Origin of the sequence: Fonticella tunisiensis, from assembly GCF_004364155.1 — a bacterium.
GTDB classification, from domain to species: Bacteria; Bacillota; Clostridia; order Clostridiales; family Caloramatoraceae; genus Fonticella; species Fonticella tunisiensis.
In genome coordinates this window covers 1-23,522 of sequence record NZ_SOAZ01000034.1, presented here as the reverse complement: position 1 = coordinate 23,522, position 23,522 = coordinate 1, and the positions used below count along the sequence as shown (strand labels likewise).

Genomic DNA, 23,522 nt, shown 5'->3' with positions numbered 1-23,522 from the left:
AAAATCGGAATTTACATATTTCAATTATTATTCATCTAAACCATTACATATCAAGGGGCTACGCCCTATTTATTTTTTTAGCTGCGAAATTTCTGAAGCATTAATGAGTACTACTGTAGTAGATTATGTTCAAAAAATACAAGATGGTATATAATATTTAAGGTATACAGGAGGTGCATTTTAATGATAAGAGGTAATCTTGAGGGAATTAAAAAGATTTATATAGAGGCGCTTGATAGGTTGTTAGAGAAGGAGATGGATAAAAATTATATTATTGATCTGGATGTAATGAAGGAGATATCAAGAATATCCAGTGAAATGAACAGGGAAATATCGATATATGTAAACCGCAGGGGTAAGGTTGTAGACGTTGCTGTTGGAGACAGCTCAACTGCTCCCCTTGAGGCCATGACTGAAAAGAGGGGTGAGATGGGGCTTTGTGGAGTAAGATGTATTCATACCCATCCCGGCGGCACTTCAATGCTTTCACCTGCCGATATGACGGCCCTTATTAGCCTTAGGTTTGACTGTATGATGGCTATAGGCGTAAAGGATGGAGAGCCTGAGGAGTTTACCTTCGGGTATCTTGATGTAGAGAATGGGAAACTTAAGGATAATGTGGTGTGCTTGGGTCCATATAAGGCTATGGATATAAATAGGATTAACATTCTCAATATAATTGAAGAAATAGAATCGGAACTCCATGATAAAACCCACAGGATATATGAGGACAGGAAAGAGAGGGTAATAATTGTTGGTGGAGTTACCTGTGATCTTTATACTCCGGAAGAATCCCTTAACGAACTTCAGGAGCTTGTTGAAACGGCAGGAGGAGAGGTGATCCACAAAGTTTTGCAGAAGAGGGGTAAAATCGATCCTGCATATTATATAGGAAGCGGAAAGGCAAGGGAGCTGGGGCTTTTAAGACAGAGCCTTATGGCCGATACCGTTGTTTTCGATGATGAATTGTCCGGTGCCCAGGTGAGAAACCTTGAAGAGGCTGTTGGCTGTAAGGTTATTGACAGGACAACCCTCATACTTGACATATTTGCCCAGAGGGCGATTTCGAGGGAGGGAAAAATACAGGTTGAGCTTGCACAGCTTAAATACAGGCTGCCGCGCCTTATGGGACTTGGAAATGCTCTTTCACGTACAGGAGGAGGAATAGGCACAAGGGGACCCGGAGAAAAAAAGCTTGAGATAGACAGAAGGCATATAAGAAGCAGAATATTAGACCTTGAAAGAGAACTTGAAAATATAAAGAAGACAAGAGCCCTGCAGAGGGAAAGGAGAAAGGCAAATGAAATACCTGTTGTTGCTATAGCCGGATATACTAATGCAGGTAAATCCACACTGAGAAATAAGCTCTGTGAGATTGCAGGCGTTGATAAAGAAAAGGTACTTGAGGCAAATATGCTTTTTGCAACTCTTGATACTACCACAAGAGTTGTGACGCTGCCCTCGGGAAAGGATGTTCTGCTTTCTGATACAGTTGGATTTATAAGAAAGCTTCCCCATGAACTTGTTATGGCCTTTAAGTCAACGCTGGAGGAGGTTATATACAGCGATCTAATTCTTCATGTGGTTGATGCATCGAATAAAAATGCACCGGGACAAATAGAAACGGTGAACAGGGTTCTATCCGAGCTGGGAGTACAGGATAAAAATATACTTCTTGTTTTTAATAAAGTGGATGCGGCAGAGCCAGATGCCCTTAATATATTGAGAGCAAAATTTGGAGGCGGCATTGAGATATCAGCCCTTGAGGGAACAAATCTTAATGTTCTTCTCAGCCTCATAGAAAAGGAACTTTATAAGGATTTTATTAAGGCTGCACTTATTATTCCCTATGGAGAGGGAAAGGTGCTTTCCTATCTTCATGACAACAATTGCATTGAAAGGGAGGAATACAGGGAAGAAGGAATATATGTTGAGATTAAAACTACTGAGGATATATTTGGAAGGGTAAAAAAATATCAAATCTAGACGAAAAAATTTAAATATGCTATTGCAAAATAAAACAAACGTGATATAATAAATAATGTCATCGCTGCCGAGTCGCCAAGTTGGTAAGGCATCTGACTCTGGATCAGACATTCGTGGGTTCGAGTCCTACCTCGGCAGCCAAATTTAAAATATTATATCACGCTTAACATTGCCGAGTCGCCAAGTTGGTAAGGCACCTGACTCTGGATCAGGCATTCGTGGGTTCGAGTCCTACCTCGGCAGCCATAAAAAAGATGAGCACTGCTCATCTTTTTTCATATCTATTTAATATTCCGGCAGCCATGAAGCAGCCGGACATAAATATAACCGTATAGGAAGCAGTTATTAAATAGGTTATTATTGAAGTCGCTTTAAAAAACCTCTCAAAATCGTTAATATATTTTGATGCAAATTGCTGTCTTATTGTGTATATTTCCCTGCTGTGGGCTACCAGCGAGTTGCCGTACATATAAATGCTTTTAGGAATACCTAAAATATCGCAAATGGTTGGTGCAATGTCAGTTTGTTTCCTAACTATATTGGAGGGTGCTGGATTTAGGGAGGAGAGGTTTTTATCGATTATAATCAGTGGAGTTTCAATGGAGTTTTTACTCATGTCACCGTGTCCTCCTTCATCTCTGTGGCCATGGTCGGACGTAATGAGCATCGTGTAACCCTTATCCTTTATAAGGTTCCAGGTTCTTTCAATTTCCTCATCCAATTTCTTCACACTTTTGTCATATTCATTTGATCTTCCTCCATATTTATGGCCTGCATTATCAACTGCCATGGGATGAATTAAGATAAAATCGGGCTGGTCCGTATTTATAAAATCAATGGCTTTTGAAAAGGTTGCCCCATCCTTGATGTAATAGTAATATTCTCTGTCTATCCTGATTGGATAAAGCTCTTTTATCCAGTAAAAACCGCTTGCAGCAGTCTTAAGCCCGCTGATATTTGAAATATAAAAAAGGTTTGGGGTTAGTGAAGGGAGGTAGGATTTATTGTTTTTAATGCCATTTATGGGGCTGTCGGTGCCTGTTATAATGCGTTCATATCCCGGGCGGGATTCGCTTGGAGAGGTGGCAAGGGACTTATACATTATTCCAAGGCTTGTTGAGCTAATTTTACTTAGAAAGTCCATTTTTGTTACAGCATCGTATCTTAGTCCGTCTATTATAACAAGGCATACTCTTCTGCCCGTTGGATGTTTTGAAGTTTTAAGGCTATAGAGATTATGTTCAAATATAAATACTGAACTTCCGACTATCGATAAATATAGTAAAAAGTAAATAGCCACCAATTTGTCCTTCATATAAATATCACCATTTATAATTTTTGTAGTTATACGTAAAATATTAAAAGAAATAGAGGGAAATAAAGAATATAAATAGATATGCAGCCTTAGGATGGAAATTAGAAAATAATTATCAATAAATAATAAAATACTATAGATAATTTTGATAAATAATAATATAATATTGATGTAGATAATATTATGGATAAGGTAGTATAGTTAATCGGAGAGCTGCAGCTTTAACAACATAGGATATAAATATAAATATCTACCTTGTTCAAAAATCACAACGAGTTATATTAAAAAAGAATGATATGTATTAATGAACATAGGGCAATGTTTGACAGGAAGGATAAAAGTATAATTCAGATAAAAATACTTAATGCTTGAACATGGTAAAAAAATGAATTATACTACTATATATCGCATGGTATATAAATGGGTTGATTTATATGCAGGTGTTTCTGCAGGGAGATATCAGGATGGATGATGCTTTAATAAAAAAGTTAATAACCTGCACGCAATATAAATGGGTGTGCAGGACAAAATAAATACATAAAGTAACTATTAAGGAGGATTAATAATGGATAAGTGGATTTGCACAGCATGCGGATATGTTTATGATCCTGAGGTAGGAGATCCAGATGGAGGAATAGCTCCAGGAACAAGGTTTGAGGATATCCCAGACGATTGGGTTTGCCCACTCTGTGGTCTTGGAAAGGATGCATTTGAAAAAATGTCATAATAAAATAAAAAGCGGGATGAGTAAAGGATCGTCCCGCTTTTTGTTTTGTGATATTTTGTATTTGGGAGAATATATTATATGTGAGGAAATTATAATTGGATACTATTCAGCATATAGATGTGATGGTTTTGTCTGTGCCGGAATGAAAAATATAAATTTTAAGGAAATTACGTTTATAGTCGGAGGTCTTAAATGAAAAGAAGGGTTTTTACATCCTTAATTATAATGATGTTAGTTTTCACCACAACAGCCCAGGCTCATAAGCCTATGTTTGAAGGGACAAATTCCACATATGAAAGGCCTGTGGTTGTTCCTGACCATAAAATTTCATATGTCGTATATGGTGAGCTTAAAGATGAAAGGGATATAGATTTTATAAAGTTTACAGCTAAAAAGGGCGATCCACTTTTTGTTGAGACGGCCATTCCAAAAATAAATGGAAACGAGGATTTCAGGCCCTATATAGCTATTGCAGGTAAGGGGATTTACAGCAAGGACAGGGTTCCATTTAATGTCGTAAATGGCATGGGGGTTACCGTTATTCCACCTGCTGCATCCAGGGATTTTTATGAGAAGTTCACACAGACGTCCTATTACCTTGTACAGAGCTTAAGGGGAGAGATAACTGAAGATGGTGATTATTATATAGCTGTCTATTCCGTTGGCAGAGGGGGAAAATATTCCCTTGCCATTGGTGAGAGGGAGGACTTTGGTTTCAGTGACGTTATAAAATTTCCTTACACATATATAAAAGTTAAATATTTCTTTAATCCTGTGGGAACAATAGCTATTATAGTGGGCTTAGCAGTTTCAATCACAGGTATTATACTAATAATGAAACGTGTAAGGGGTCGATGATGGAATGTATATATGCCCTGTTTGCAATGGACTGATAGATTATATAAAATATTGTAAAAGATGCGGTGAAAGAATGAATATATTGGATAGGCTGGAAAATTATTATGATGATTATTCACCATATCTTTCATATGAGCTTACTGATATGGATGATGGCGATATGTACTACATATGTTCCCATTTAGGAGTATGTCCTAATTGTGGGGATAAGGAGATAATCGGAATAAGAAACGTTATTGAATAGTTTGTACGCTGCAGGACAGCGTTTTTTTTTATGAATATTTGTATTTTTGTTTTCTATTTGATATAATTGACTTTAAATATTTAGCCTAAAGTGTATTTTAAGGAGGTGAAACTGTAGTGGGATTGGATATAAAAAGATATCAGGAAGCCTATGAAAGGGTTGTGAATGAGCTTAAAAACAACAGCCGGGTGGTAGCGATTATCGTATATGGAAGTATAGTTTCAGGAGATATATGGGAGAAATCGGATATCGATTTTTTAGTGCTGACAAATGAACGGGATAAGGCGGAAAGTATATACACCAGGGTATCGGGCATACCGATTCACATAAACTATCTGTCAAAGGATATATTTGTTAAGTCGTGTCAAAACCTTTTAAAGGGAGGAACTTTTCATAAGGCCTTCTTTACGGGAAAGCTCGTGTTCAGCAGGGATGGTTATCTCGATGATGTTTATCTTTCTACCCGATTCTATGGGGATAGGGACAGGAGTATAAGGAATGTAGAAATATTATGTAATCTTTTAAACGGAATGCATTATACTGAAAAATATTATATTACAGGAAAACTTGAGACATCTTACCAGTGGTGTATGGAGCTTTTAAAAAATTACGCAAGACTTCTTATGAACATAAATGGGCATATTACAGATAATGATATATTATCCTATGCTGTTAACATGAATGACGAAGTAAAATATCTCTTTAATGTACTAACAGGTTCTAACAGCCTTGATGTAAGGATAAAAGAGGTTCTGGAATTTGTTAATAGGTTTCTTCAGATAAACCTAAGGACAATAGCCATGCCGGTTATAGAATTTTTAAAGGAAAGAAAAACGGCTGTATCCATTGGAGATATGAAAAACAGCGGATGGTTTAAGCATGTGGATGGAGACCTTAGCCTGCTTATGGATGAATTGAGCAACCATGGTATTATAAATGAAGGTACAAGAAAATACACCACATACGGAGATGAACATCTTATAAACGAAATAGTGTATTCAATAAAATAAATAATGTAACTCGTTGTGCTAGATAAATTTATAGATCGTCGCTGCGATAAAAAATATATTTCATTCACCAGCACGCTAAGCAAAGAAGTTCTAAGGCTCGGGATTTGAAAAATCAAGAACTTTCGTTAAACTCGCCTTGCTTAAGTCACGAAAGTTCTTGGATTTTTCTTCATCACTTCGCCTAGAACTTCTAGCTCTAAGCTTTATGTGAATTTCATATATTTTTTATCTTCGCTCAGATCCTGAACTAGTACAACAGATTAATGTAACCTTATATTAAATTTTTCCATGAAATGTTTTAAATCTCCGACTATTAAGTTATAATATTAATAGTAACTTATAGGAGGGCGTATTGTGAAAAAAATTAAGATATACACGGATAGCTCATGCGATCTTGACGTTGATGTTTTAAATGATTTAGGGGTGAAAATGATACCTTTAACCGTTCATTTTGGCGATGAACTATATAAAGATAGGGTTACAATAGGTACAAGAGAATTTTATGAAAAGCTAAAAAACAACAAAGAACTTCCTAAAACCTCCCAGATAAACCCGGCTGTTTTTAAAGAGGAGTTTCAAAAAGGACTGGATGAGGGATATCATATAATATATATAGCCTTTTCATCTCGCCTAAGCGGAACCTACCAGTCCGGACGTGTTGCCCGAGATATGCTTGATAAGGAAAGCATCGATGTAATAGACTCAAAGGCTGCCTCCGTTGGCTTGGGCCTTATTGTAAGAGAAGCTGCTGTTATGGTAAAGGAAGGAAAAACAAGGGAGGAAATAATAGAAAGGGTTGAATATTTAAAGGATAGGATGGAGCATATTTTTGCGGTAGGTTCGCTGGACATGCTAAAAAAAGGTGGAAGGATTTCAACTGCCCAGGCTGTAATAGGAACTTTATTAAACGTTAAGCCAATACTTCAGTTTGATGATGGAGCTATTATACCCTATGATAGGGTAAGAGGAGAAAAGGGCATTATAAAAAAGATGATAGAGACCATGAAGGAAAGAGGTTATGAAATAGATAAGCAGGTGATCGGATTAAGCTATGCAGGCGATTCAGCGCTGTGCATGGAACTTAAAAAAGAAATAGAAAAGGTCTTTGGGGTCAAGGAATTTTTAATTTCTGAAATAGGGCCTGTCATCGGCAGCCACGCAGGCCCCGGGACGCTTGCGTTGTTCTTTTTAAGAAGATAATAAGGGCCATTTGGGCCCTATTTTAGTGTGATTTTATCCTTAAATTATACATTTGATGGGGTGTTAGAATGAAGTACTATGAGTCGATTGTTTTAAACAGGGATTCAAAGGAACCTATGTATATACAGCTTTATGAAGGTATAAAAAGCCTTATAGAAAACGGTTCAATAAAAGGAGATGAGAAGCTTCCAACTATAAGAAAGTTTGCTGAAAAGCTTGGGGTAAACAATGTAACAGTTGTTAATGCATATAAGCTTCTTGAGCAAAAGGGATATGTGTATTCAAAGGTTGGGAGTGGAACCTATGCAAGGGGAGCTAAAGAGTCCCATGTTTATGGCAGCATCGACACCGCCTCTATAAACATTCATCATGGGTATATTAAACTCGGGAAAAATGAAATCAATTTTTCAACCTCTACCCCAAACCCTGAGCTTTTTCCAGTGACGGATTTTAAGGAGGTGCTTAATGAAGTACTGGACAGGGATGGAGGGTTTGCCTTTGGATATCAGGAATCGCAGGGTTATTATCCTCTCAGGGAGTCTATAAGGGATTATCTTGAAGAAAAGGATGTTTCAGTAAATACCGAAAACATACATGTTATATCCGGTGCCCAGCAGGGAATTGATATTGTGGCAAAGGCACTTATTGGTTTTAATGATACAGTTATAGTTGAAAGTCCAACATATACCGGAGCCATTGCCGCCTTTAAATCGAGGGGGGCTAATATTATTGAAGTTCCAATACGCAGGGACGGAATTGATACAAAGGAACTTGAAGAGGTGCTTAAAACAACGGATGTAAAGCTTATCTATGTAATGACGAGTTTTCAAAATCCAACGGGTGTGTCCTACAGCCAGGATAAAAAGCTGCAGCTTCTCTATCTTGCTCAGAAATACAATGTATATATACTTGAGGATGATTATCTTTCGGAGTTGAGATTTTATGGTGAGGGAAGCATGCCAATAAAATCTCTGGATGCAAAAAATAAAATAATATATCTGAAGAGCTTTTCTAAAATATTCATGCCTGGTATAAGATTGGGTTTTCTTGTTGCTCCCGATGTTATATCAAGGAGAATACTATCGGCAAAGCATAATACCGATATATCAACCTCAAGCCTAATGCAGAGGGCCTTTGATCTTTACTTAAGAAAAAGAAAATGGCAGGAGCATTTAAATCTGATGCTTAGAATTTATAAGGAAAGATATGATGTTCTTATATATGAACTAAAAAGAAAAATGCCCTATGTGTATTTTGAAGAGCCTGAGGGGGGAATTCATATATGGGGAAAAACTGATTTGGAGTCTTCGATATTGAGCAGTATCGGACAGCAAAAAGGGGTGCTTATTGCACCGGGAAGGGTATTTTATATAGATGACAAGGAAAGCAGCTACTTTAGGATAAGCTTTGCAGGTGTGGAAAAGGATAAAATATCCGAAGGGGTTGAGCTTTTAAATGCCGCGTATCAGGATTATAGGAGTGCAAATACGGCTAACATAATGCCGTTTCTATAAATAAAAAAGACCGTAAAAATTTTACGGTCTTTTAAATTATTTTTTTATTGCCTCATTGAGATCCTTAACCAAAGCATCAACATCCAATCCATGCGCTAGAGCACCCTGCTCTAGATTTTCAAACCTTGCAGCCATTCATCCAAAGCAGTGCATTCCATAGGCTTGGAAAACAGGCACTGTCTCAGGATATCTATCTACAATCTCTGTTATGCTCATGTATTTAGTAATCATGAGAACACCTCCTAGCATTATGTTATGTAGAATAGATAGAATCTATTTTAAAATTAATTATTATAATATTACCATATAATGCTTGACAACGCAAGGAAAACATGCTTTACTCTGCCAGAATAAAAAAGCTATATGCCAAGTGGCTGTCGCCTGGCATATAGCTTTTGAAAAATTATTTTTTAATTTTGGCGTTTAAATCCTCTAATAAAGTATCGATATCAAATCCATGGGCTAAGGCACCCTGTTCAAGATTTTCAAATCTTGCAGCCATACATCCTATGCAGCCCATTCCATATGAAGCGAAGACCTCTGCTGTTTCAGGATATTTCATCACTATATCTGTAATGCTCATATCTTTAGTTATCATTTTAACACCTCCTTGGATATGTTTGTTTAATTAAAGCCTATCAAATATAAATCCCACAAACAACAGATAGAGAGATTTTCAATAAATAAATTGTTTTATATAATATTATTTAATACTGGATGTTAAAAGGGTGGTTTCAATGAAAAACATATCCTGGGAAAACATAGATAACCTGGAGGATATAGAGATTACCTATCTTCTATATATTGAGGGTAAGGATATTAAAACCATAAGCAGGATAAGAAATATTGATAAAAATGAGATTGAAAGGCACATAATACAGGCTAAAATAAAATACAGGGCCTATGAAGGAAACTCCGACACAGCCGATATTGTAAGAAAGCTTATGAGATACAGCAGGGAGGAAAGAATAAATATATTAAAAAATATGCCACAACATGAGAGGAAGAAGCTTGAAGAATATGCAGTCAGCAGGTTGTTTGAATCCTCAAAGGATGAGTGCCTGTTTTATATATGGCTTCTCGGTGAGCTTAGAAGCAGGGATGGGGTAAATTCCCTTATGGCATTTTTAAAGTCAAGGGATGGTAATATAAAGAGGATGTGCTGCTCGGCCCTGGGGAAAATTGGGGATTTAAGGGCTGAAGATGAACTTATAAAGGCCTTAAGGGATTCAAGGCCGCAGGTGAGGGAATACACCGTAAAAGCCCTTGGAAGGATTGGAAGCCTTAAAGCCCTGGAGCACTTAAAGGGCATTGTGGAGGACAGCGAAGAGAAGGAATACGTAAAAAGGGCTGCTGAAACAGCAATACAAGAAATTGAAGCAAAGGTTTCGCTGAGGCTAAACGTTTAAAAGATGAGGGTGTTTTCCGTTGCAGCGGTCCTTTGAAATATAAAATATGAAAAGGTGATACTTATGAAAAGGCAGGATTATACTGTACTCAATCAGGTTGAGGTTTCATTTGAGGAGAGGAAGTCTCTTTTTATATGCAATATAAAAAGAATCAGCGACGAAAAGGAAGCCATGGACTTCATAAATTCTATAAGAGAGAAATATAAGGATGCAACCCACAACGTTTTTGCCTATATAACCAATAATGGGATATCCATGAGGTATTCAGATGATGGCGAACCCCAGGGAACGGCAGGTCCACCTGTGCTTGAGGTTTTAAAGAGGGAGGGCTTAAACGATGTGGCTGTTGTAGTCACAAGATATTTTGGCGGCATACTTTTAGGTGCCGGAGGACTTGTAAGGGCATATGGAGCCTCCTGCAAGCAAGGGGTGGACGCTGCAAAGAAAGTTAAAAGAGTGGAGGGGATTTTGTTTAAACTTGTTTGCCCCTATGATAGATATGGAAAGATAAATAACTATTTTCAGAGCAGAAACGTTGTTATCAGAGAAACTGAGTTTTTAGAATCAATAACAATGAAAATATTGTGCATAAAGAAGGACTTCGAGAAAATACATGGCGATATAATTGAAATGATGAACGGGAATGATATAATTAGTATACAGGAAGAATTATTATGCTTCGTAGATGATAATGAGGTTTTAATGGAGGTGTAATATGGATATTCAGGATTTTAAAGATAAAAAAGTCTGGGCGGTGGTTGGAAGCGTTCATAATAGGGAGAAGTTTGCATATAAAATATATAACTTCTTAAAGGCAAAGGGCTACAGGGTTTATGCAGTTGACCCCTCTGGAAAGGACGTTGATGGGGATAAAAGCTATGTTTCCCTAAGCAGCCTTCCAGAAAAGCCTGAGGCTGTGGACATGGTAATTCATCCTGCAAAGGGTGGAAGTTTTGTGGATGAGGCAAAGCATCTTGGAATAAATTACATATGGTTTCAGCCAGGGGCGGAAAGTGAGGAGCTCATTGAAAAGGCAGGAAGCTATGGAATGAAGGTTGTACATCATAAGTGCGTTATGGTGGAGTTTAAATAGGGCTTAACGGCCCTATTTTTATCTTTGCTTCACTTATCCTTCTCTTTGCAAAAGATTTCGTAAACTCCCATAATAAATAGAAATATGCCAAACAGTCTTCTAAGTATCCCCGGAGTGAGAACAACAGCAAGATACGAACCGGCAATGGCACCGATTATGCCCCCAAGGATGAGCTTAAAGGTCAGTTTTTTTTCTATGTTTCCCTGTTTAAAATGGGATATAACGGCCACAAGCCCCGTTGGTATGAAGGTAAGAAGATTAACGCTCTGAGCTATGTGCTGCTTTGTACCAAAGAAAATGGTAAGGGCGGGTATGCGTATGGTTCCACCGCCTATTCCCATTCCGCTTATTATGCCGGATAAAAAACTTATCAAAGTTATAAGCATTACCAGAACACCATCCTTACAGCTGCAATGAGCATGGATATTCCAAATATCCTTCTTAAAGTGTGGTCTGAAAACCGATTTAGAATGCGGGAACCAGCGTATCCTCCAATGACGCTTCCAAGGGTAACTTTAAGGACAAGATTCCAGTCGATCAATTGATGCGATATATAAAAATAGGAGCTTATTACGGAAAGCGGAAGAATAACAGATATCGCCGTGGCATGGGCCTTGTTTTCCTTTATATCCAGGAACATGACCATGGCAGGTACGAGAATTGTTCCACCGCCGGAGCCGAATATACCATTGCATATGCCTGTTATAAGTCCAATCAAAAATATCTTTAGCAGATTTTTTTTCATCCTATCACCCTTAACAATGTGTTATAAAATTAATTTATCCAATATCAAAGGGGTTATTCCGCACATAATTGTATTATTGTGGAGAATATGCTAATATTGAAAAAACAATATGAAGGAACAGGTAATTTGATTTGTTTTGATGGTTTTGGCTTAAAGGGCGCTGTGATATTTTATCCATCGCCTGGCTTGTGCAGAGAAAGTTTATGGTTCTGGGTAGCTGACAGGGCAATTTGATAAAGTTTGATTTTTGTGGTAAAATTTATAGGCGATTTAAGTCTTAAGGGGGAATAGAAATGTCAGGACATTCAAAATGGGCCAACATTAAACATAAAAAGGGCAAGCAAGATGCCCTAAGAGGAAAGATATTCACAAAAATCGGCAAAGAAATAGCCGTTGCAGTTAAAGAGGGAGGCTCAAATCCTGATGCTAACTCGAGGCTCAGGGATGCAATTGCTAAGGCTAAGGCAAACAATATGCCGTCAGAAAATATTCAAAGGGCAATCAAAAGAGCCGCAGGTGAGCTTGGAAGCGTAAACTACGAGGAAATCATATATGAAGGATATGGCCCATCAGGAGTTGCAGTTATTGTTCAGGCACTTACGGATAACAGAAACAGGACAGCAGGAGACGTTAGACATATATTCGATAAATACGGTGGAAACGTAGGAACTCCTGGATGTGTTTCCTTCATGTTTGAAAAGAAGGGACTTTTAGTCATAGAAAAAAGCGACTCAATAGATGAAGATGAACTTATGATGATGGCACTTGACGCTGGAGCTGAAGACTTCGAGTCCGATGATGATGTATATGAAATAACAACCTCGCCTGAGGATTTCTCAGCTGTTCGTGAAGCGCTTGAAGCAAATGGCATAGAATTTGCCTCAGCTGAAGTTACCATGATACCAGGTACAACGGTGAGCTTGGATGAAGAGACTGCTGCAAAGTTTGAAAAGCTCATCGATGCCCTTGAGGATAATGATGATGTGCAAAACGTTTATCACAATGCTGAATTCCCTGAAGGATGGGGAGAGGAGTGAAATAATGGGGAGATTAAGGCTCCCCTTATTTTTTTGCTTAAAATTGAATAAAAAAAATAAAATTGGACATAATTATCTCTAAAAGAGGTGATTATATGTTAAAAAAAGGTATTGTCATATTTTCGGTTGCTGCTATTATTCTGACGGCAAGCTTCTTTGCAGGGTATTTCGTAATGAAAATGGCTGCAGAAAAATCAAACTCCATGAGTTTTTCACAGCAGTTAAATAAAAATGGAATGGTTTTTGCAAAGCAAAGCGATGATGGCAACAGATCAATAGTGGACGGCAACACAAAAATAATTAAAGTAGAAACATATGAACTGCTGCCGATGTATCAAAGAAGGGTAGAGGAAAGGGCAAATGAACAAATAATTGGCTACAATCTGGAAAAGGTTAAAAAATATTTTAAAGAACAGGGATACAAGGATGTACAATATTCATCGGAAAACAATGAGATAATTGCTCAAAAGAAGATATCCAACTTAGCTCCGTCCAACTGCTATATAATAAAAGCAGATGAGGAAAGGGTTTATATCTATAAATCGGACCAGAATGGAAATATGATTCCCCTTAAACATGATGAAATAAGTATAGATGATATAGATATTTCCATGCAGAATGAAATTAAAAACGGCAAGGTATTTGAAGAGAAGGAAAAATTTCTAACCTATATAAACGAAGATTTAGAATTGGATATCAATCTGGACGATGGCGTGATTTAGTATAAACTCCTGTTTTTCAGGAGTTTTTTAATGCCAAAAGTCATCAAAAGTGCTATAATACTAATCGAACACATTTTCGAGGAGGCAGGTAATGATAATTATAGGCATTGACCCTGGAATTGCTATAACGGGTTATGGAGTTGTTGAGTTTATAAACAACAAGTTTAAGGTTTTGAATTATGGGGCGGTTACTACTACCAATAAAATAAACCTTCCCGAGAGGCTTGAGGTACTTTATAAAGGGCTTGAGGACATTTTTCATAGATATAAACCCGATGCTGTGGCTTTTGAGGAATTGTTTTTTAATCAGAATGCCAAAACAGCCATAACAGTTGGACAAGCAAGGGGAATTGCCATACTCTGTGCCCAGAGGAATGGCTTTAACATATATGAATATACCCCTCTGCAGGTTAAACAGGCGGTTGCAGGCTATGGAAGGGCGGATAAAAAGCAGGTGCAGCAGATGGTTAAGATGCTTTTGAATTTAAGGGAAATACCAAAGCCGGATGATGCTGCAGACGGCCTTGCAATTGCCATATGCCATGGCCATTCTAGCCATATGGGCGATATGTTTAAGATAAAATGAGGTGGTTTTATGATAGCTCATATTAAAGGGATTCCAGAGGAATACGGTGAAGACTATGTGGTTATAGATTGCGGCGGGGTAGGATATTCAATATCGATGCCCTTAAATGAAATAGAGAAGGTAAAAAAACAGGGCGGAAGGGTTAAAATATATACATATCATTATGTAAGGGAAGACCAGATGGGGCTTTATGGTTTCCTTGACAAGGAAGCACTAAGCATGTTTAAAATGCTAATAAATGTATCAGGAGTGGGGCCAAAGGCAGCCCTTTCAATGCTTTCCTCAATATCCCCTTCAAATATGATTCTTGCAATAATAACAGGGGACGACAAAACCCTTTCGAAGGCCCAGGGAATAGGAAAGAAACTTGCCCAGAGGATTATACTTGAGCTAAAGGATAAGTTTAAAGACTACAGCTTCCTGCCTGAGGATGAAGAAACAACGGGTAATATTGACCAGACGGGAGAGGCCATGGGAGCCCTTATGAGCCTTGGATACACCAGGCAGGAGGCAGCATCAGTCCTTGGTAAGGTTGATAAAACAAAGAGCATAGAGGAAATAGTAAAGGATGCGCTAAAGCTACTTATGAAGGGTTAGGTGGTATAGATGGATGACAGAATAGTATCATCCGAACTCAGGTTTGAGGATATGGATGTGGATGGAAGCCTGAGGCCAAAAAGTTTTAAAGAATATATAGGCCAGGAGAAGGTTAAGGAGAAGCTTTCCATTTTCATACAGGCTGCAAAAAACAGGGGGGAATCCCTTGACCATGTTCTTTTATATGGACCGCCAGGCCTTGGTAAAACAACCCTTGCCAGCATCATTGCAAATGAAATGGGAGCGGGGCTTAGAATAACATCGGGGCCTGCCATAGAGAGGGCCGGCGATCTTGCAGCAATACTTACAAACCTGGGTGAAAACGATGTTTTATTTATCGATGAAATACATAGACTAAATAGAAGTGTTGAAGAAGTTCTTTATCCAGCGATGGAGGACTATGCGCTGGATATAATAATTGGTAAAGGCCCAAGTGCCAGGTCTATAAGGATAGACCTTCCTAAATTTACTTTGATCGGAGCAACCACTAAGGCAGGAATGCTTACATCGCCTTTAAGGGATAGATTCGGAGTTATATTGAGGCTTGAACTTTATAATGTAAAGGAACTGGCATATATAGTTAAGCGTTCGGCCGGAATATTAAATGTAAAGATCGATGAAGAAGGTGCCCTTGAGATAGCAAGGCGGTCAAGGGGGACCCCAAGAATAGCGAACAGACTTTTAAAAAGGGTAAGGGATTATGCAGAGGTAAAGGCCAATGGGGTTATAGACCATGAGGTTGCAAGCAGGGCCCTTGACCTTTTGGAGGTTGATAAGCTCGGCCTTGATAATATCGACAGAAAGATGCTTTTAGCCATTATAAACAAGTTCGGAGGAGGCCCCGTTGGGCTTGATACCCTTGCCTATTCGATAGGGGAGGAGAATGAAACCATAGAGGATGTATATGAGCCATATTTGCTTCAAATAGGATTTATAAACAGAACGCCGAGGGGAAGGATAGCAACAAGGACGGCCTATGAGCACATGGGTATTCCCCACCCGGCGGAGTAGTATCTAGTAGATTGAGAGGTGCAGTTATGAAGGTACAGGATTTTTACTTTGATTTGCCGGAGGAGCTTATAGCGCAGGAGCCTCTTCCAGAGAGGGATATGTCAAGGCTCATGGTGCTGCATAAATCTGATGGCAGGGTTGAACATAAAATATTCAGAGATATAATAGAATATCTTGATGAAGGGGACTGCCTTGTTTTAAATAACAGCAGAGTAATTCCTGCAAGGCTCTATGGGATTAAGGAGGATACAGGGGCAAATATGGAATTTGTCCTTTTAAAAAGAATTGATAAAGACAAATGGGAAACCCTTGTTAAACCGGGAAAGAAGGCGAAGATAGGCTCAAGATTTGTATTTGGAGAGGGAGAACTTAAGTGTACGGTGCTCGACAGTACTGAAGCAGGTGGAAGGATAATCGAATTTGAGTATCAGGGAGTGTTTGAGCAGATTTTAGATAAGCTTGGGCAGATGCCTCTACCTCCATATATTAAAAAGAGGCTGGAGGATAAGGAAAGATATCAGACAGTGTACTCTAAAATAGAGGGCTCTGCTGCCGCTCCGACTGCAGGGCTTCATTTTACAAAGGAACTGCTTCAGAAAATAGAAGAAAAGGGGGTTAAAATAGCCTATATAACTCTCCACGTTGGTCTTGGGACCTTCAGGCCTGTAAAGGTTCAAAACATAGAAGAGCATCAAATGCACGCTGAATTTTATATGATTGATGAGGAGAATGCCGAAATAATCAATTCAGCAAAAAGAAATGGCAAAAGGATTATATCAGTTGGGACCACATCCTGCAGGACCCTTGAAACGGCTGCCAACGAGGATGGATATGTCAGGCCGGGTTCAGGATGGACTGATATATTCATCTATCCCGGGTACAGGTTTAAAATACTGGATAACCTTATTACAAACTTCCATCTCCCCGAATCAACACTTATAATGCTTGTAAGCGCACTGGCAGGAAGGGAAAAGATTATAAATGCCTATAGAATTGCTGTTGAGGAAAGATACAGGTTTTTCAGCTTTGGGGATGCGATGTTTATAACTGATTAAGGGCGTGCCCGTAGGGGCACACCCTTTCATACATTAAAACCAACTGCTTTTTGTGAAGCTCTAACAAGGTTGTAGACTAAAGTTGTTGCAAGAATGTTTGTAAGGGCCGTAGGGAGCACTATCCCGAGGAAAAGGGCGGTAAATGGTGCCGGAAGTCCTACTATAAGAAGTGCTGACATCAGGAATACAGTACCGCTTATAACGGTGCAAACAAATCCTACTATTGCAACAACGATTTGCTTGTTTAGGAACTTGCTTAGTATCTTAAGAAGCAGGTATGCGACAATGGAAGTTATTATCTTGTCAATAACGTTTGGTATCTGGCCTCCGGGGAAGGTGGTTGTTAATGCAGTGATTATTCCCCCTGCAAAGCCTGTGAGAATAGCGTTTTTAAAATCCATGTTTATTGCTATTATGACAAAAATCGTTGTAAGCTGAATATCGAATTTCATTCCTCCTATTGAACCGGGAACGATTTGATGAATTATTAGACCCAACGCAAGAAGAAGAGCGCTTAATATATTTTTTCTTAGACTCATAATTTTTACCCTCCTAAAATTATAATTAATTTACAGCTGTTTTTAGATTTTATTAAAGTTCACTTCATTTGAATCCCTCCTAAAAAAGGTAATAAAAAAAGCCTTCCAATCCCAATAGGACGAAAGACTGTTTCGCGGTGCCACCTAAATTAGACGCAAATGCGCCTCACTCTACCGGATACGGAAACTTAAGTTTCGATATCCTGTTCCTGTAACGTGAAACCCACGGTCGCGGCTACTCCAAAAAGTTTCGCCTGACTTTTCATGAACCCATTCAGTAAACCAATCTGCATCAGGCTCACACCATCCCTGACTCGCTGGAGCATATGCGTTTACTTACTCCCTTCAATCATCAAAGTTACCTGTATTTTTATTTGCTTATAGTTTACAACTTAAAAGTGGTAAAGTCAATAAAAAGTTTTATATAATACATAATATGAAGAAAAATGCTTTTGGTGACATTTTGCATTATTGCTAATATTGTAGTAAAAAATAATATATGTTATACTTTTATAGCTTGTTATGGAAAATACACTGATTTACATAAGGAGGAAAAATGATGGGAGCGATAAGATACGAACTCATAAAGCAGTGCAGGCAGACCGGGGCAAGACGGGGAAGGCTCCACACACCCCACGGGATTATTGAAACGCCTATTTTTATGCCCGTTGGAACACAGGCAACGGTCAAGGCCATGACACCCGAGGAGCTTAAGGAAATAGGTGCACAGATTATACTAAGCAATACATATCATCTCCATATGAGGCCTGGTGAGAAGCTTATTGAGAAGGCAGGAGGGCTTCATAAATTTATGAACTGGGATAGACCTATACTTACAGACAGTGGAGGGTTCCAGGTTTTCAGTTTAAGTGAGCTAAGGGATATAAAGGAAGAAGGGGTAACCTTCAAGTCCCATATTGACGGCTCAAAGCACTTTATATCACCAGAGAAGGCCATTGAGATAGAAAACGCTTTAGGGGCTGATATTATAATGGCTTTTGATGAATGCCCTCCATATCCAGCCGATTATGATTATACAAAAAAGTCACTTTATATGACCATAAGATGGGCTGAAAGGTGCAAAGCTGCCCATAGGAATACAGAAAAACAGGCCCTGTTTGGAATTATACAGGGAGGCATGTACAAGGATTTAAGGGAAGAAGCAGTGAGGGAAATGGTAAAGCTTGATTTTCCAGGATATTCAATTGGGGGTCTCAGCATAGGTGAGCCGAAACCCATAATGTACGAGGTACTTGACTGGACAACTCATCTTATGCCGGAGAACAAGCCAAGGTATTTAATGGGAGTTGGAAGTCCCGATGCGTTAATTGAGGGCGTTATAAGAGGAATAGATATGTTTGACTGCGTACTTCCAACGAGAATTGCAAGAAACGGCACTGTGTTTACGAGCAGGGGAAAGGTAGTCGTTAGAAATGCTGAATATGCCGAGGATTTTAGACCCCTTGATGAGGAATGCGACTGCTATGCATGCAGGAACTACTCAAGGGCGTATATAAGGCATCTTTTTAAGGCAAAGGAAATTCTTGCGGCAAGACTTGCTACGATACATAATTTAAGGTTCCTTTTGAAGCTTATGGAGAATATAAGGCAGGCTATTATGGAGGACAGCCTTCTTGACTTTAAGAAGGAGTTCTTTGCAAAATATGGTTATTCTGAAAAATAATTCTTGATAAAGCGCCTTAGGGAGTGTTAATATTTTATTAAATAACGTATTGTGCTGTTTTTTGCTTTAAAAGACGCTGGGAAAAAATATATTTCATTTACTAGCAGCCTGGCAAAGAAGTTCTAAGGCCTGGGATTTTAAAAATCAAGAACTTTTGAAAACTGGCTTTACTCAAACAAAGCCAGGGAAGCAATATCCCTGCCGGAATGGTAAATGGAGAAGTAAAGAACTGGCACACCAGGTTAAACAAGTAAGGAGGAGAAGAGATGAACTTTTACAATTTAATTACATGGGTTTTAATCCTTGGTGTATTTTATGTTTTCATGATCGTTCCCGAGAAGAAAAGGCAGAAGAAGATGAGGGAGATGATGGAAAGCCTTAACATTGGGGATAAAATTCTTACAAGGGGAGGAATATACGGCACAATATCAAGTATGGATGGCGACAGAATAGTAATTGAATCAGGTCCCGATGCAACCAGAATTGAGATGGCAAAATCAGCTGTTTTAACTGTTATTTCAAATGATGCAGGTAAAAATGAAGAGGAGAATAAAGTAGAAGAAAAGGATGAATAAAATATACATATAAACAGAATCTCACTCATATTTATAGATAGGGGGTGAGATTTTGTTTAATAAGGAGGATAAGGGTTCCAATGTGCTTTTAACTTATGGAAAGGCACTTATAAGAGGCATAGCCCTTACAGTTCTGCTCCTTATAATAGCGGCGCTTATCTATAATTTTACCGGCCTTGGAGAAGAGGCCTTCGATACAGCAATATGGATTGTACTTATACTTGGGATATGTTTTGGAAGCATCTACGGCTCATTAAAGATAGGGCGAAGGGGATACCTTCACGGAGCAGTTATTGGAGCATTATATACCATAATTATACTGCTTATCGCTTTTTTAATTGAGCAGGGAGATGTAACTATGAAAGGGTTTTTAATAAGGTTTATCATGTCCATTGTAATAGGTGCCCTATCAGGAATGATTGGTATGGTAATGGGGAGCAGGGATTAGTATGGGTTTAAGCATTTTGTACACCGCTATTGAGTAACAAAGTTTGTTATGCTATAATTTAAACGGTAATCTTGGATTATTATGCTAAAACATTTAGCAATAAAAAAGGAGGAGTTTCAATGAAACATATCAGGACAATCAACATGGGAGCATTAAAGGCAAGCATCAACAAGCCAGGCTGCAAAGAATGTGCTAACTCTTGCCAGTCAGCATGTAAGACTTCCTGTACAGTTGCAAACCTGGAGTGTGAACACAAGTAATAAAGGGGCAGTAACTAGAAGTTACTGCTTTTTAAACATTTTTAAGGAGGAAATAAAGTGAAAATTCATAAGTTCAGGCAATGTGATTTGAATATAGTAATTGACGTGAACAGCGGCGCAATACATATAGTTGACGACGTAGTATACGACATTCTTGACCATTATGAAAGCAAAAGCAGAGAGGATATAATTGCAGTACTTATGGACAAGTATTCACATGAACAGATAGAGGAAGGACTTGGGGAAGTTGAATATCTTGTTAAGGAAGGCATGCTGTTTTCCGATGATCCATATAAGGACATGATTTTAAAGGATGAAGGCCCTTCATATATAAAGGCCATTTGTTTAAACGTTGCCCATGACTGTAACTTAAAGTGCAAATATTGCTTTGCTTCAGAGGGTGACTATAACGGTGCAAGGCAGCTTATGAGCCCTGAGGTTGGAAAGAGGGCTATAGATTTCGTTATAAGAAATTCAGGGCCAAGGCATAATATCGAAGTGGATTTGTTTGGTGGAGAACCGCTGATGAATTTCAAAGCTATTAAAGAAATTATGGATTATGCAAAGGAACAGGGAAAGATACATAACAAAAACATCAGGTTTACAATTACAACCAATGCAACGTTGCTTAACGACGAAAATATGGACTACATTGATAAGAATATGGGGAATGTAGTGCTTAGTATAGATGGAAGAAAAGAAGTAAATGATAATATAAGAAGAAGGTACGATGGTTCAGGTACATATGATCAGATAATGCCTAAAATAAAGAAGATGGTTGAAATTAGGCAAAAGGGCAAGCAGTATTATGTAAGGGGAACGTTTACATCCGAGAACCTTGACTTTTACAACGATGTAATTGCCCTTGCAGATGAAGGATTTAAAGAAATATCCATTGAACCCGTCGTGCTTGAAGAGGGCCATCCCCTTGCTTTGAAAAAGGAACATCTTGAAACTATATTTGAACAATATGACAAGCTTACAGAGGAGATAATAAAGAGGGAAAAGGAAGGCAGGGGCTTTAAGTTCTACCACTTTGCAATGGATTTAAATGGAGGACCATGTGTATACAAGAGAATATCAGGCTGTGGGGCAGGACATGAATACGTTGCAGTAACTCCAGAGGGCGATATATATCCATGTCACCAGTTTGTTGGAAATGAAAAGTTTAAAATGGGAAATCTTTCAGATGGGGATGTCGATAAAAACATATCCAACATGTTTAAAAACGGACATATTTACAATAAACCAAAATGTATGAACTGCTGGGCAAGGTTTTACTGCAGCGGTGGATGCCAGGCAAACAACTACAGTTTCAATGGCGACATCCATGTACCCTATGAGCTTGGATGTGAAATGATGAAAAAGAGAGTTGAATGCGCCATTGCAATAAAGGCCAGGCTCTCGGTTGAATGATATGGTTAAACCTGTGGAGGGACACATATGATAAGAAACTATTTTGAAAAGCTGCCCAAGATTCATTCCGAAGCCTTTGTTGCAGATTCAGCCGATGTAATAGGGGATGTGGAGGTTGGCGAGGGTTCAAGCATCTGGTACAGAGCAGTGCTGAGAGGGGATATTAACAGCATTAGAATAGGAAAGAATACCAATGTACAGGATGGGGCTGTTATCCACAATGATTATAAATCCCCTGCTGTTATAGGGGATAACGTTACTATAGGACATAATGCCATAGTCCATGGAGCGACAATTAAGGATAACTGCCTTATAGGAATGGGAGCAGTAATATTAAACGATGCGGTAATAGGAGAAAACTGCATTATAGGCGCAGGGGCCATTGTAACCCAGGGAAAAGTCATACCACCTGAAAGCCTAGTACTTGGTGCACCTGGAAGGGTTGTAAGGAGCCTTACCCTTGAGGAGATAGAATCCATAAGAAGAAATGCAGATATATATGTGAACCTTATAAAGGGGCATAGATGAATTTTATGAATATCAATTAAAAAATAAAGAATAATAAAGAGGGCAGGGGGTTTTTTATAATCCTGTCCTCTTTTTATGTTATTTTAATTTGGCCCCATGCAGGAAAAAACATGATTTTATAGAATATATTAAAGGAGCGCTTGCTATGGTAACTTTGGAAATGGTGAGAAACAACATTGAAGTGAAAACTTATATCGAGTACGCCAACATTCATCTTGGAGAGATAGGCTTTACAGAGCATGGTTTCAGACATGCCGGCATAGTTTCTAAAATAGCCTCAAACATTTTAAGAGAACTTGGTTTCAGTGAAAGGGAAGTGGAACTTGCGGCTATAGCAGGAATACTTCACGATATAGGAAATGCTGTTAACAGACATGACCATGGACAGACGGGAGCAATTCTGGCAATGAGGATTTTAAGGGAGCTTGGAATGGATCCGGAGGAAATTGCGCTTATTGCAGCCGCTATAGGAAACCATGAGGAGGAATACGGACATGCTGTAAACAGAATAGCTGCGGCCATCATTTTAGCGGATAAGTCCGATGTCCACAGAGGGAGGGTGAGGAACAGGGAAATCGCAACCTTTGATATACATGACAGGGTAAACTATGCAGCAGAAAAGTCCGAGGTATTGGTTAACAGGGAAGATAGAATTATTGAACTCAGAGTAGTTATAGATACCAGCATAGTTCCACTTATGGAATATTTTGAAATATTTTTAACTCGAATGATCATGTGCAGAAAAGCAGCCGATTACCTTAAATGTCAGTTTAGGCTTGTCATAAACGATGTAAGGTTGCTTTGAGCCTTGAAGTTCAATAAGTTGACTTAAAATTTCAGGGGCTGTATAATTATTGCATATCAGCATTTAGGCAATTGCAAAACTCATTAAAATTTTAGCTGAAAAATTAGCCTTCTTTAAAAAAACAGGAATTTAGACAGGGAGTTTTAAACAAAGAAAGA

Annotated in this window: 29 protein-coding genes, 2 tRNA genes and 1 other annotated feature; of the genes, 25 read left to right on the top strand and 6 right to left on the bottom strand. The window is 38.5% G+C overall.

What is annotated here, in order from left to right:
- Positions 1-183: 183 nt before the first annotated feature.
- The 3 genes from hflX (at position 184) to EDD71_RS13840 (ending at position 2,232) form a co-directional block, all read left to right on the top strand.
- A complete protein-coding gene (gene hflX, locus EDD71_RS13850) occupies positions 184-1,986 on the top strand; it encodes a GTPase HflX (protein WP_133629337.1) in 1,803 nt (600 codons plus the stop codon).
- Positions 1,987-2,051: 65 nt separating this feature from the next.
- A tRNA-Gln gene (locus EDD71_RS13845) sits at positions 2,052-2,127 on the top strand.
- Positions 2,128-2,156: 29 nt separating this feature from the next.
- A tRNA-Gln gene (locus EDD71_RS13840) sits at positions 2,157-2,232 on the top strand.
- 19 nt (positions 2,233-2,251) lie between these two features.
- On the opposite strand, the gene EDD71_RS13835 is transcribed toward EDD71_RS13840, so the two are convergent.
- On the bottom strand, positions 2,252-3,301 hold the full coding sequence (locus EDD71_RS13835; protein WP_133629336.1) for an alkaline phosphatase family protein: 1,050 nt from the start codon (positions 3,299-3,301) through the stop codon (positions 2,252-2,254).
- 565 nt (positions 3,302-3,866) lie between these two features.
- On the opposite strand from EDD71_RS13835, the gene rd reads away from it, so the two are divergent.
- The 6 genes from rd (at position 3,867) to pdxR (ending at position 8,854) form a co-directional block, all read left to right on the top strand.
- Positions 3,867-4,028 (top strand): rubredoxin, encoded by a 162-nt coding sequence (rd, locus tag EDD71_RS13830; protein ID WP_133629335.1) that lies wholly within the window; start codon positions 3,867-3,869, stop codon positions 4,026-4,028.
- Positions 4,029-4,220: 192 nt separating this feature from the next.
- Entirely contained in the window at positions 4,221-4,886 is a 666-nt protein-coding gene (locus EDD71_RS13825) for a hypothetical protein (RefSeq protein WP_133629334.1), read from the top strand.
- 4 nt (positions 4,887-4,890) lie between these two features.
- Entirely contained in the window at positions 4,891-5,130 is a 240-nt protein-coding gene (locus tag EDD71_RS13820; RefSeq protein ID WP_133629333.1) for a hypothetical protein, read from the top strand.
- A 116-nt stretch (positions 5,131-5,246) separates the two neighbouring features.
- The gene (locus tag EDD71_RS13815) at positions 5,247-6,140 is read left to right on the top strand and encodes a nucleotidyltransferase domain-containing protein (RefSeq protein WP_133629332.1); all 894 of its coding nucleotides are present in this window, start codon (positions 5,247-5,249) and stop codon (positions 6,138-6,140) included.
- A 354-nt stretch (positions 6,141-6,494) separates the two neighbouring features.
- Positions 6,495-7,340: a DegV family protein gene (locus EDD71_RS13810; protein ID WP_166636493.1), complete on the top strand. Its 846-nt coding sequence runs from the start codon at positions 6,495-6,497 to the stop codon at positions 7,338-7,340.
- 68 nt (positions 7,341-7,408) lie between these two features.
- Positions 7,409-8,854 (top strand): MocR-like pyridoxine biosynthesis transcription factor PdxR, encoded by a 1,446-nt coding sequence (gene pdxR, locus EDD71_RS13805; RefSeq protein WP_133629330.1) that lies wholly within the window; start codon positions 7,409-7,411, stop codon positions 8,852-8,854.
- 36 nt (positions 8,855-8,890) lie between these two features.
- On the opposite strand, the gene EDD71_RS13800 is transcribed toward pdxR, so the two are convergent.
- Positions 8,891-9,085, bottom strand: coding sequence for a DUF1858 domain-containing protein (locus EDD71_RS13800; RefSeq protein ID WP_133629329.1), 195 nt, complete (start codon positions 9,083-9,085; stop codon positions 8,891-8,893).
- Between the two features lie 172 nt (positions 9,086-9,257).
- Complete coding sequence (locus EDD71_RS13795; protein WP_133629328.1) at positions 9,258-9,452, bottom strand: DUF1858 domain-containing protein; 195 nt, start codon at positions 9,450-9,452, stop codon at positions 9,258-9,260.
- 139 nt (positions 9,453-9,591) lie between these two features.
- Here EDD71_RS13795 and EDD71_RS13790 point away from each other — a divergent pair, with 139 nt between their 5' ends.
- From EDD71_RS13790 to EDD71_RS13780, 3 genes are all read left to right on the top strand, one after another.
- Positions 9,592-10,263 (top strand): HEAT repeat domain-containing protein, encoded by a 672-nt coding sequence (locus EDD71_RS13790; protein WP_133629327.1) that lies wholly within the window; start codon positions 9,592-9,594, stop codon positions 10,261-10,263.
- A gap of 63 nt (positions 10,264-10,326) precedes the next feature.
- The gene (locus tag EDD71_RS13785; protein WP_133629326.1) at positions 10,327-10,977 is read left to right on the top strand and encodes a YigZ family protein; all 651 of its coding nucleotides are present in this window, start codon (positions 10,327-10,329) and stop codon (positions 10,975-10,977) included.
- Between the two features lies 1 nt (position 10,978).
- A complete protein-coding gene (locus EDD71_RS13780; RefSeq protein ID WP_133629325.1) occupies positions 10,979-11,356 on the top strand; it encodes a CoA-binding protein in 378 nt (125 codons plus the stop codon).
- 29 nt (positions 11,357-11,385) lie between these two features.
- Here the strand turns inward: EDD71_RS13780 and EDD71_RS13775 are convergent, their stop codons facing one another.
- On the bottom strand, positions 11,386-11,730 hold the full coding sequence (locus EDD71_RS13775) for a sulfite exporter TauE/SafE family protein (protein WP_341472343.1): 345 nt from the start codon (positions 11,728-11,730) through the stop codon (positions 11,386-11,388).
- Between the two features lie 11 nt (positions 11,731-11,741).
- Complete coding sequence (locus EDD71_RS13770; RefSeq protein WP_133629323.1) at positions 11,742-12,101, bottom strand: sulfite exporter TauE/SafE family protein; 360 nt, start codon at positions 12,099-12,101, stop codon at positions 11,742-11,744.
- Between the two features lie 293 nt (positions 12,102-12,394).
- Between EDD71_RS13770 and EDD71_RS13765 the strand changes: the two genes are divergently transcribed.
- The 6 genes from EDD71_RS13765 to queA all read left to right on the top strand — a co-directional run bounded on the left by EDD71_RS13765 (position 12,395) and on the right by queA (position 17,109).
- The gene (locus EDD71_RS13765) at positions 12,395-13,138 is read left to right on the top strand and encodes a YebC/PmpR family DNA-binding transcriptional regulator (protein WP_133629322.1); all 744 of its coding nucleotides are present in this window, start codon (positions 12,395-12,397) and stop codon (positions 13,136-13,138) included.
- A 95-nt stretch (positions 13,139-13,233) separates the two neighbouring features.
- Positions 13,234-13,860 carry a hypothetical protein gene (locus EDD71_RS13760; protein ID WP_133629321.1) on the top strand — a complete coding sequence of 209 codons (627 nt, stop codon included), beginning with the start codon at positions 13,234-13,236 and terminating at the stop codon, positions 13,858-13,860.
- 91 nt (positions 13,861-13,951) lie between these two features.
- Positions 13,952-14,446 (top strand): crossover junction endodeoxyribonuclease RuvC, encoded by a 495-nt coding sequence (gene ruvC, locus EDD71_RS13755; protein ID WP_133629320.1) that lies wholly within the window; start codon positions 13,952-13,954, stop codon positions 14,444-14,446.
- Between the two features lie 9 nt (positions 14,447-14,455).
- Complete coding sequence (gene ruvA, locus EDD71_RS13750; protein ID WP_133629319.1) at positions 14,456-15,043, top strand: Holliday junction branch migration protein RuvA; 588 nt, start codon at positions 14,456-14,458, stop codon at positions 15,041-15,043.
- A 9-nt stretch (positions 15,044-15,052) separates the two neighbouring features.
- Positions 15,053-16,054 (top strand): Holliday junction branch migration DNA helicase RuvB, encoded by a 1,002-nt coding sequence (gene ruvB / locus EDD71_RS13745; protein WP_133629318.1) that lies wholly within the window; start codon positions 15,053-15,055, stop codon positions 16,052-16,054.
- Positions 16,055-16,080: 26 nt separating this feature from the next.
- Positions 16,081-17,109 (top strand): tRNA preQ1(34) S-adenosylmethionine ribosyltransferase-isomerase QueA, encoded by a 1,029-nt coding sequence (gene queA, locus EDD71_RS13740; protein ID WP_133629317.1) that lies wholly within the window; start codon positions 16,081-16,083, stop codon positions 17,107-17,109.
- A 26-nt stretch (positions 17,110-17,135) separates the two neighbouring features.
- Here the strand turns inward: queA and EDD71_RS13735 are convergent, their stop codons facing one another.
- On the bottom strand, positions 17,136-17,648 hold the full coding sequence (locus tag EDD71_RS13735; RefSeq protein ID WP_133629316.1) for a tryptophan transporter: 513 nt from the start codon (positions 17,646-17,648) through the stop codon (positions 17,136-17,138).
- A gap of 112 nt (positions 17,649-17,760) precedes the next feature.
- Positions 17,761-18,010, bottom strand: a binding site (T-box leader).
- 197 nt (positions 18,011-18,207) lie between these two features.
- Here EDD71_RS13735 and tgt point away from each other — a divergent pair.
- From tgt to EDD71_RS13700, 7 genes are all read left to right on the top strand, one after another.
- Entirely contained in the window at positions 18,208-19,332 is a 1,125-nt protein-coding gene (gene tgt, locus EDD71_RS13730; RefSeq protein ID WP_133629315.1) for a tRNA guanosine(34) transglycosylase Tgt, read from the top strand.
- Positions 19,333-19,598: 266 nt separating this feature from the next.
- Positions 19,599-19,907: a preprotein translocase subunit YajC gene (gene yajC, locus EDD71_RS13725; RefSeq protein WP_133629314.1), complete on the top strand. Its 309-nt coding sequence runs from the start codon at positions 19,599-19,601 to the stop codon at positions 19,905-19,907.
- Between the two features lie 52 nt (positions 19,908-19,959).
- On the top strand, positions 19,960-20,355 hold the full coding sequence (locus tag EDD71_RS13720; protein ID WP_166636492.1) for a TIGR04086 family membrane protein: 396 nt from the start codon (positions 19,960-19,962) through the stop codon (positions 20,353-20,355).
- Between the two features lie 119 nt (positions 20,356-20,474).
- Positions 20,475-20,615 carry a six-cysteine ranthipeptide SCIFF gene (scfA, locus tag EDD71_RS13715; protein WP_133629312.1) on the top strand — a complete coding sequence of 47 codons (141 nt, stop codon included), beginning with the start codon at positions 20,475-20,477 and terminating at the stop codon, positions 20,613-20,615.
- 57 nt (positions 20,616-20,672) lie between these two features.
- Positions 20,673-22,031 carry a thioether cross-link-forming SCIFF peptide maturase gene (gene scfB / locus EDD71_RS13710; protein ID WP_133629311.1) on the top strand — a complete coding sequence of 453 codons (1,359 nt, stop codon included), beginning with the start codon at positions 20,673-20,675 and terminating at the stop codon, positions 22,029-22,031.
- Between the two features lie 27 nt (positions 22,032-22,058).
- Positions 22,059-22,559: a gamma carbonic anhydrase family protein gene (locus EDD71_RS13705; protein WP_133629310.1), complete on the top strand. Its 501-nt coding sequence runs from the start codon at positions 22,059-22,061 to the stop codon at positions 22,557-22,559.
- A 145-nt stretch (positions 22,560-22,704) separates the two neighbouring features.
- Complete coding sequence (locus tag EDD71_RS13700; protein WP_133629309.1) at positions 22,705-23,364, top strand: HD domain-containing protein; 660 nt, start codon at positions 22,705-22,707, stop codon at positions 23,362-23,364.
- Positions 23,365-23,522: the final 158 nt, after the last annotated feature.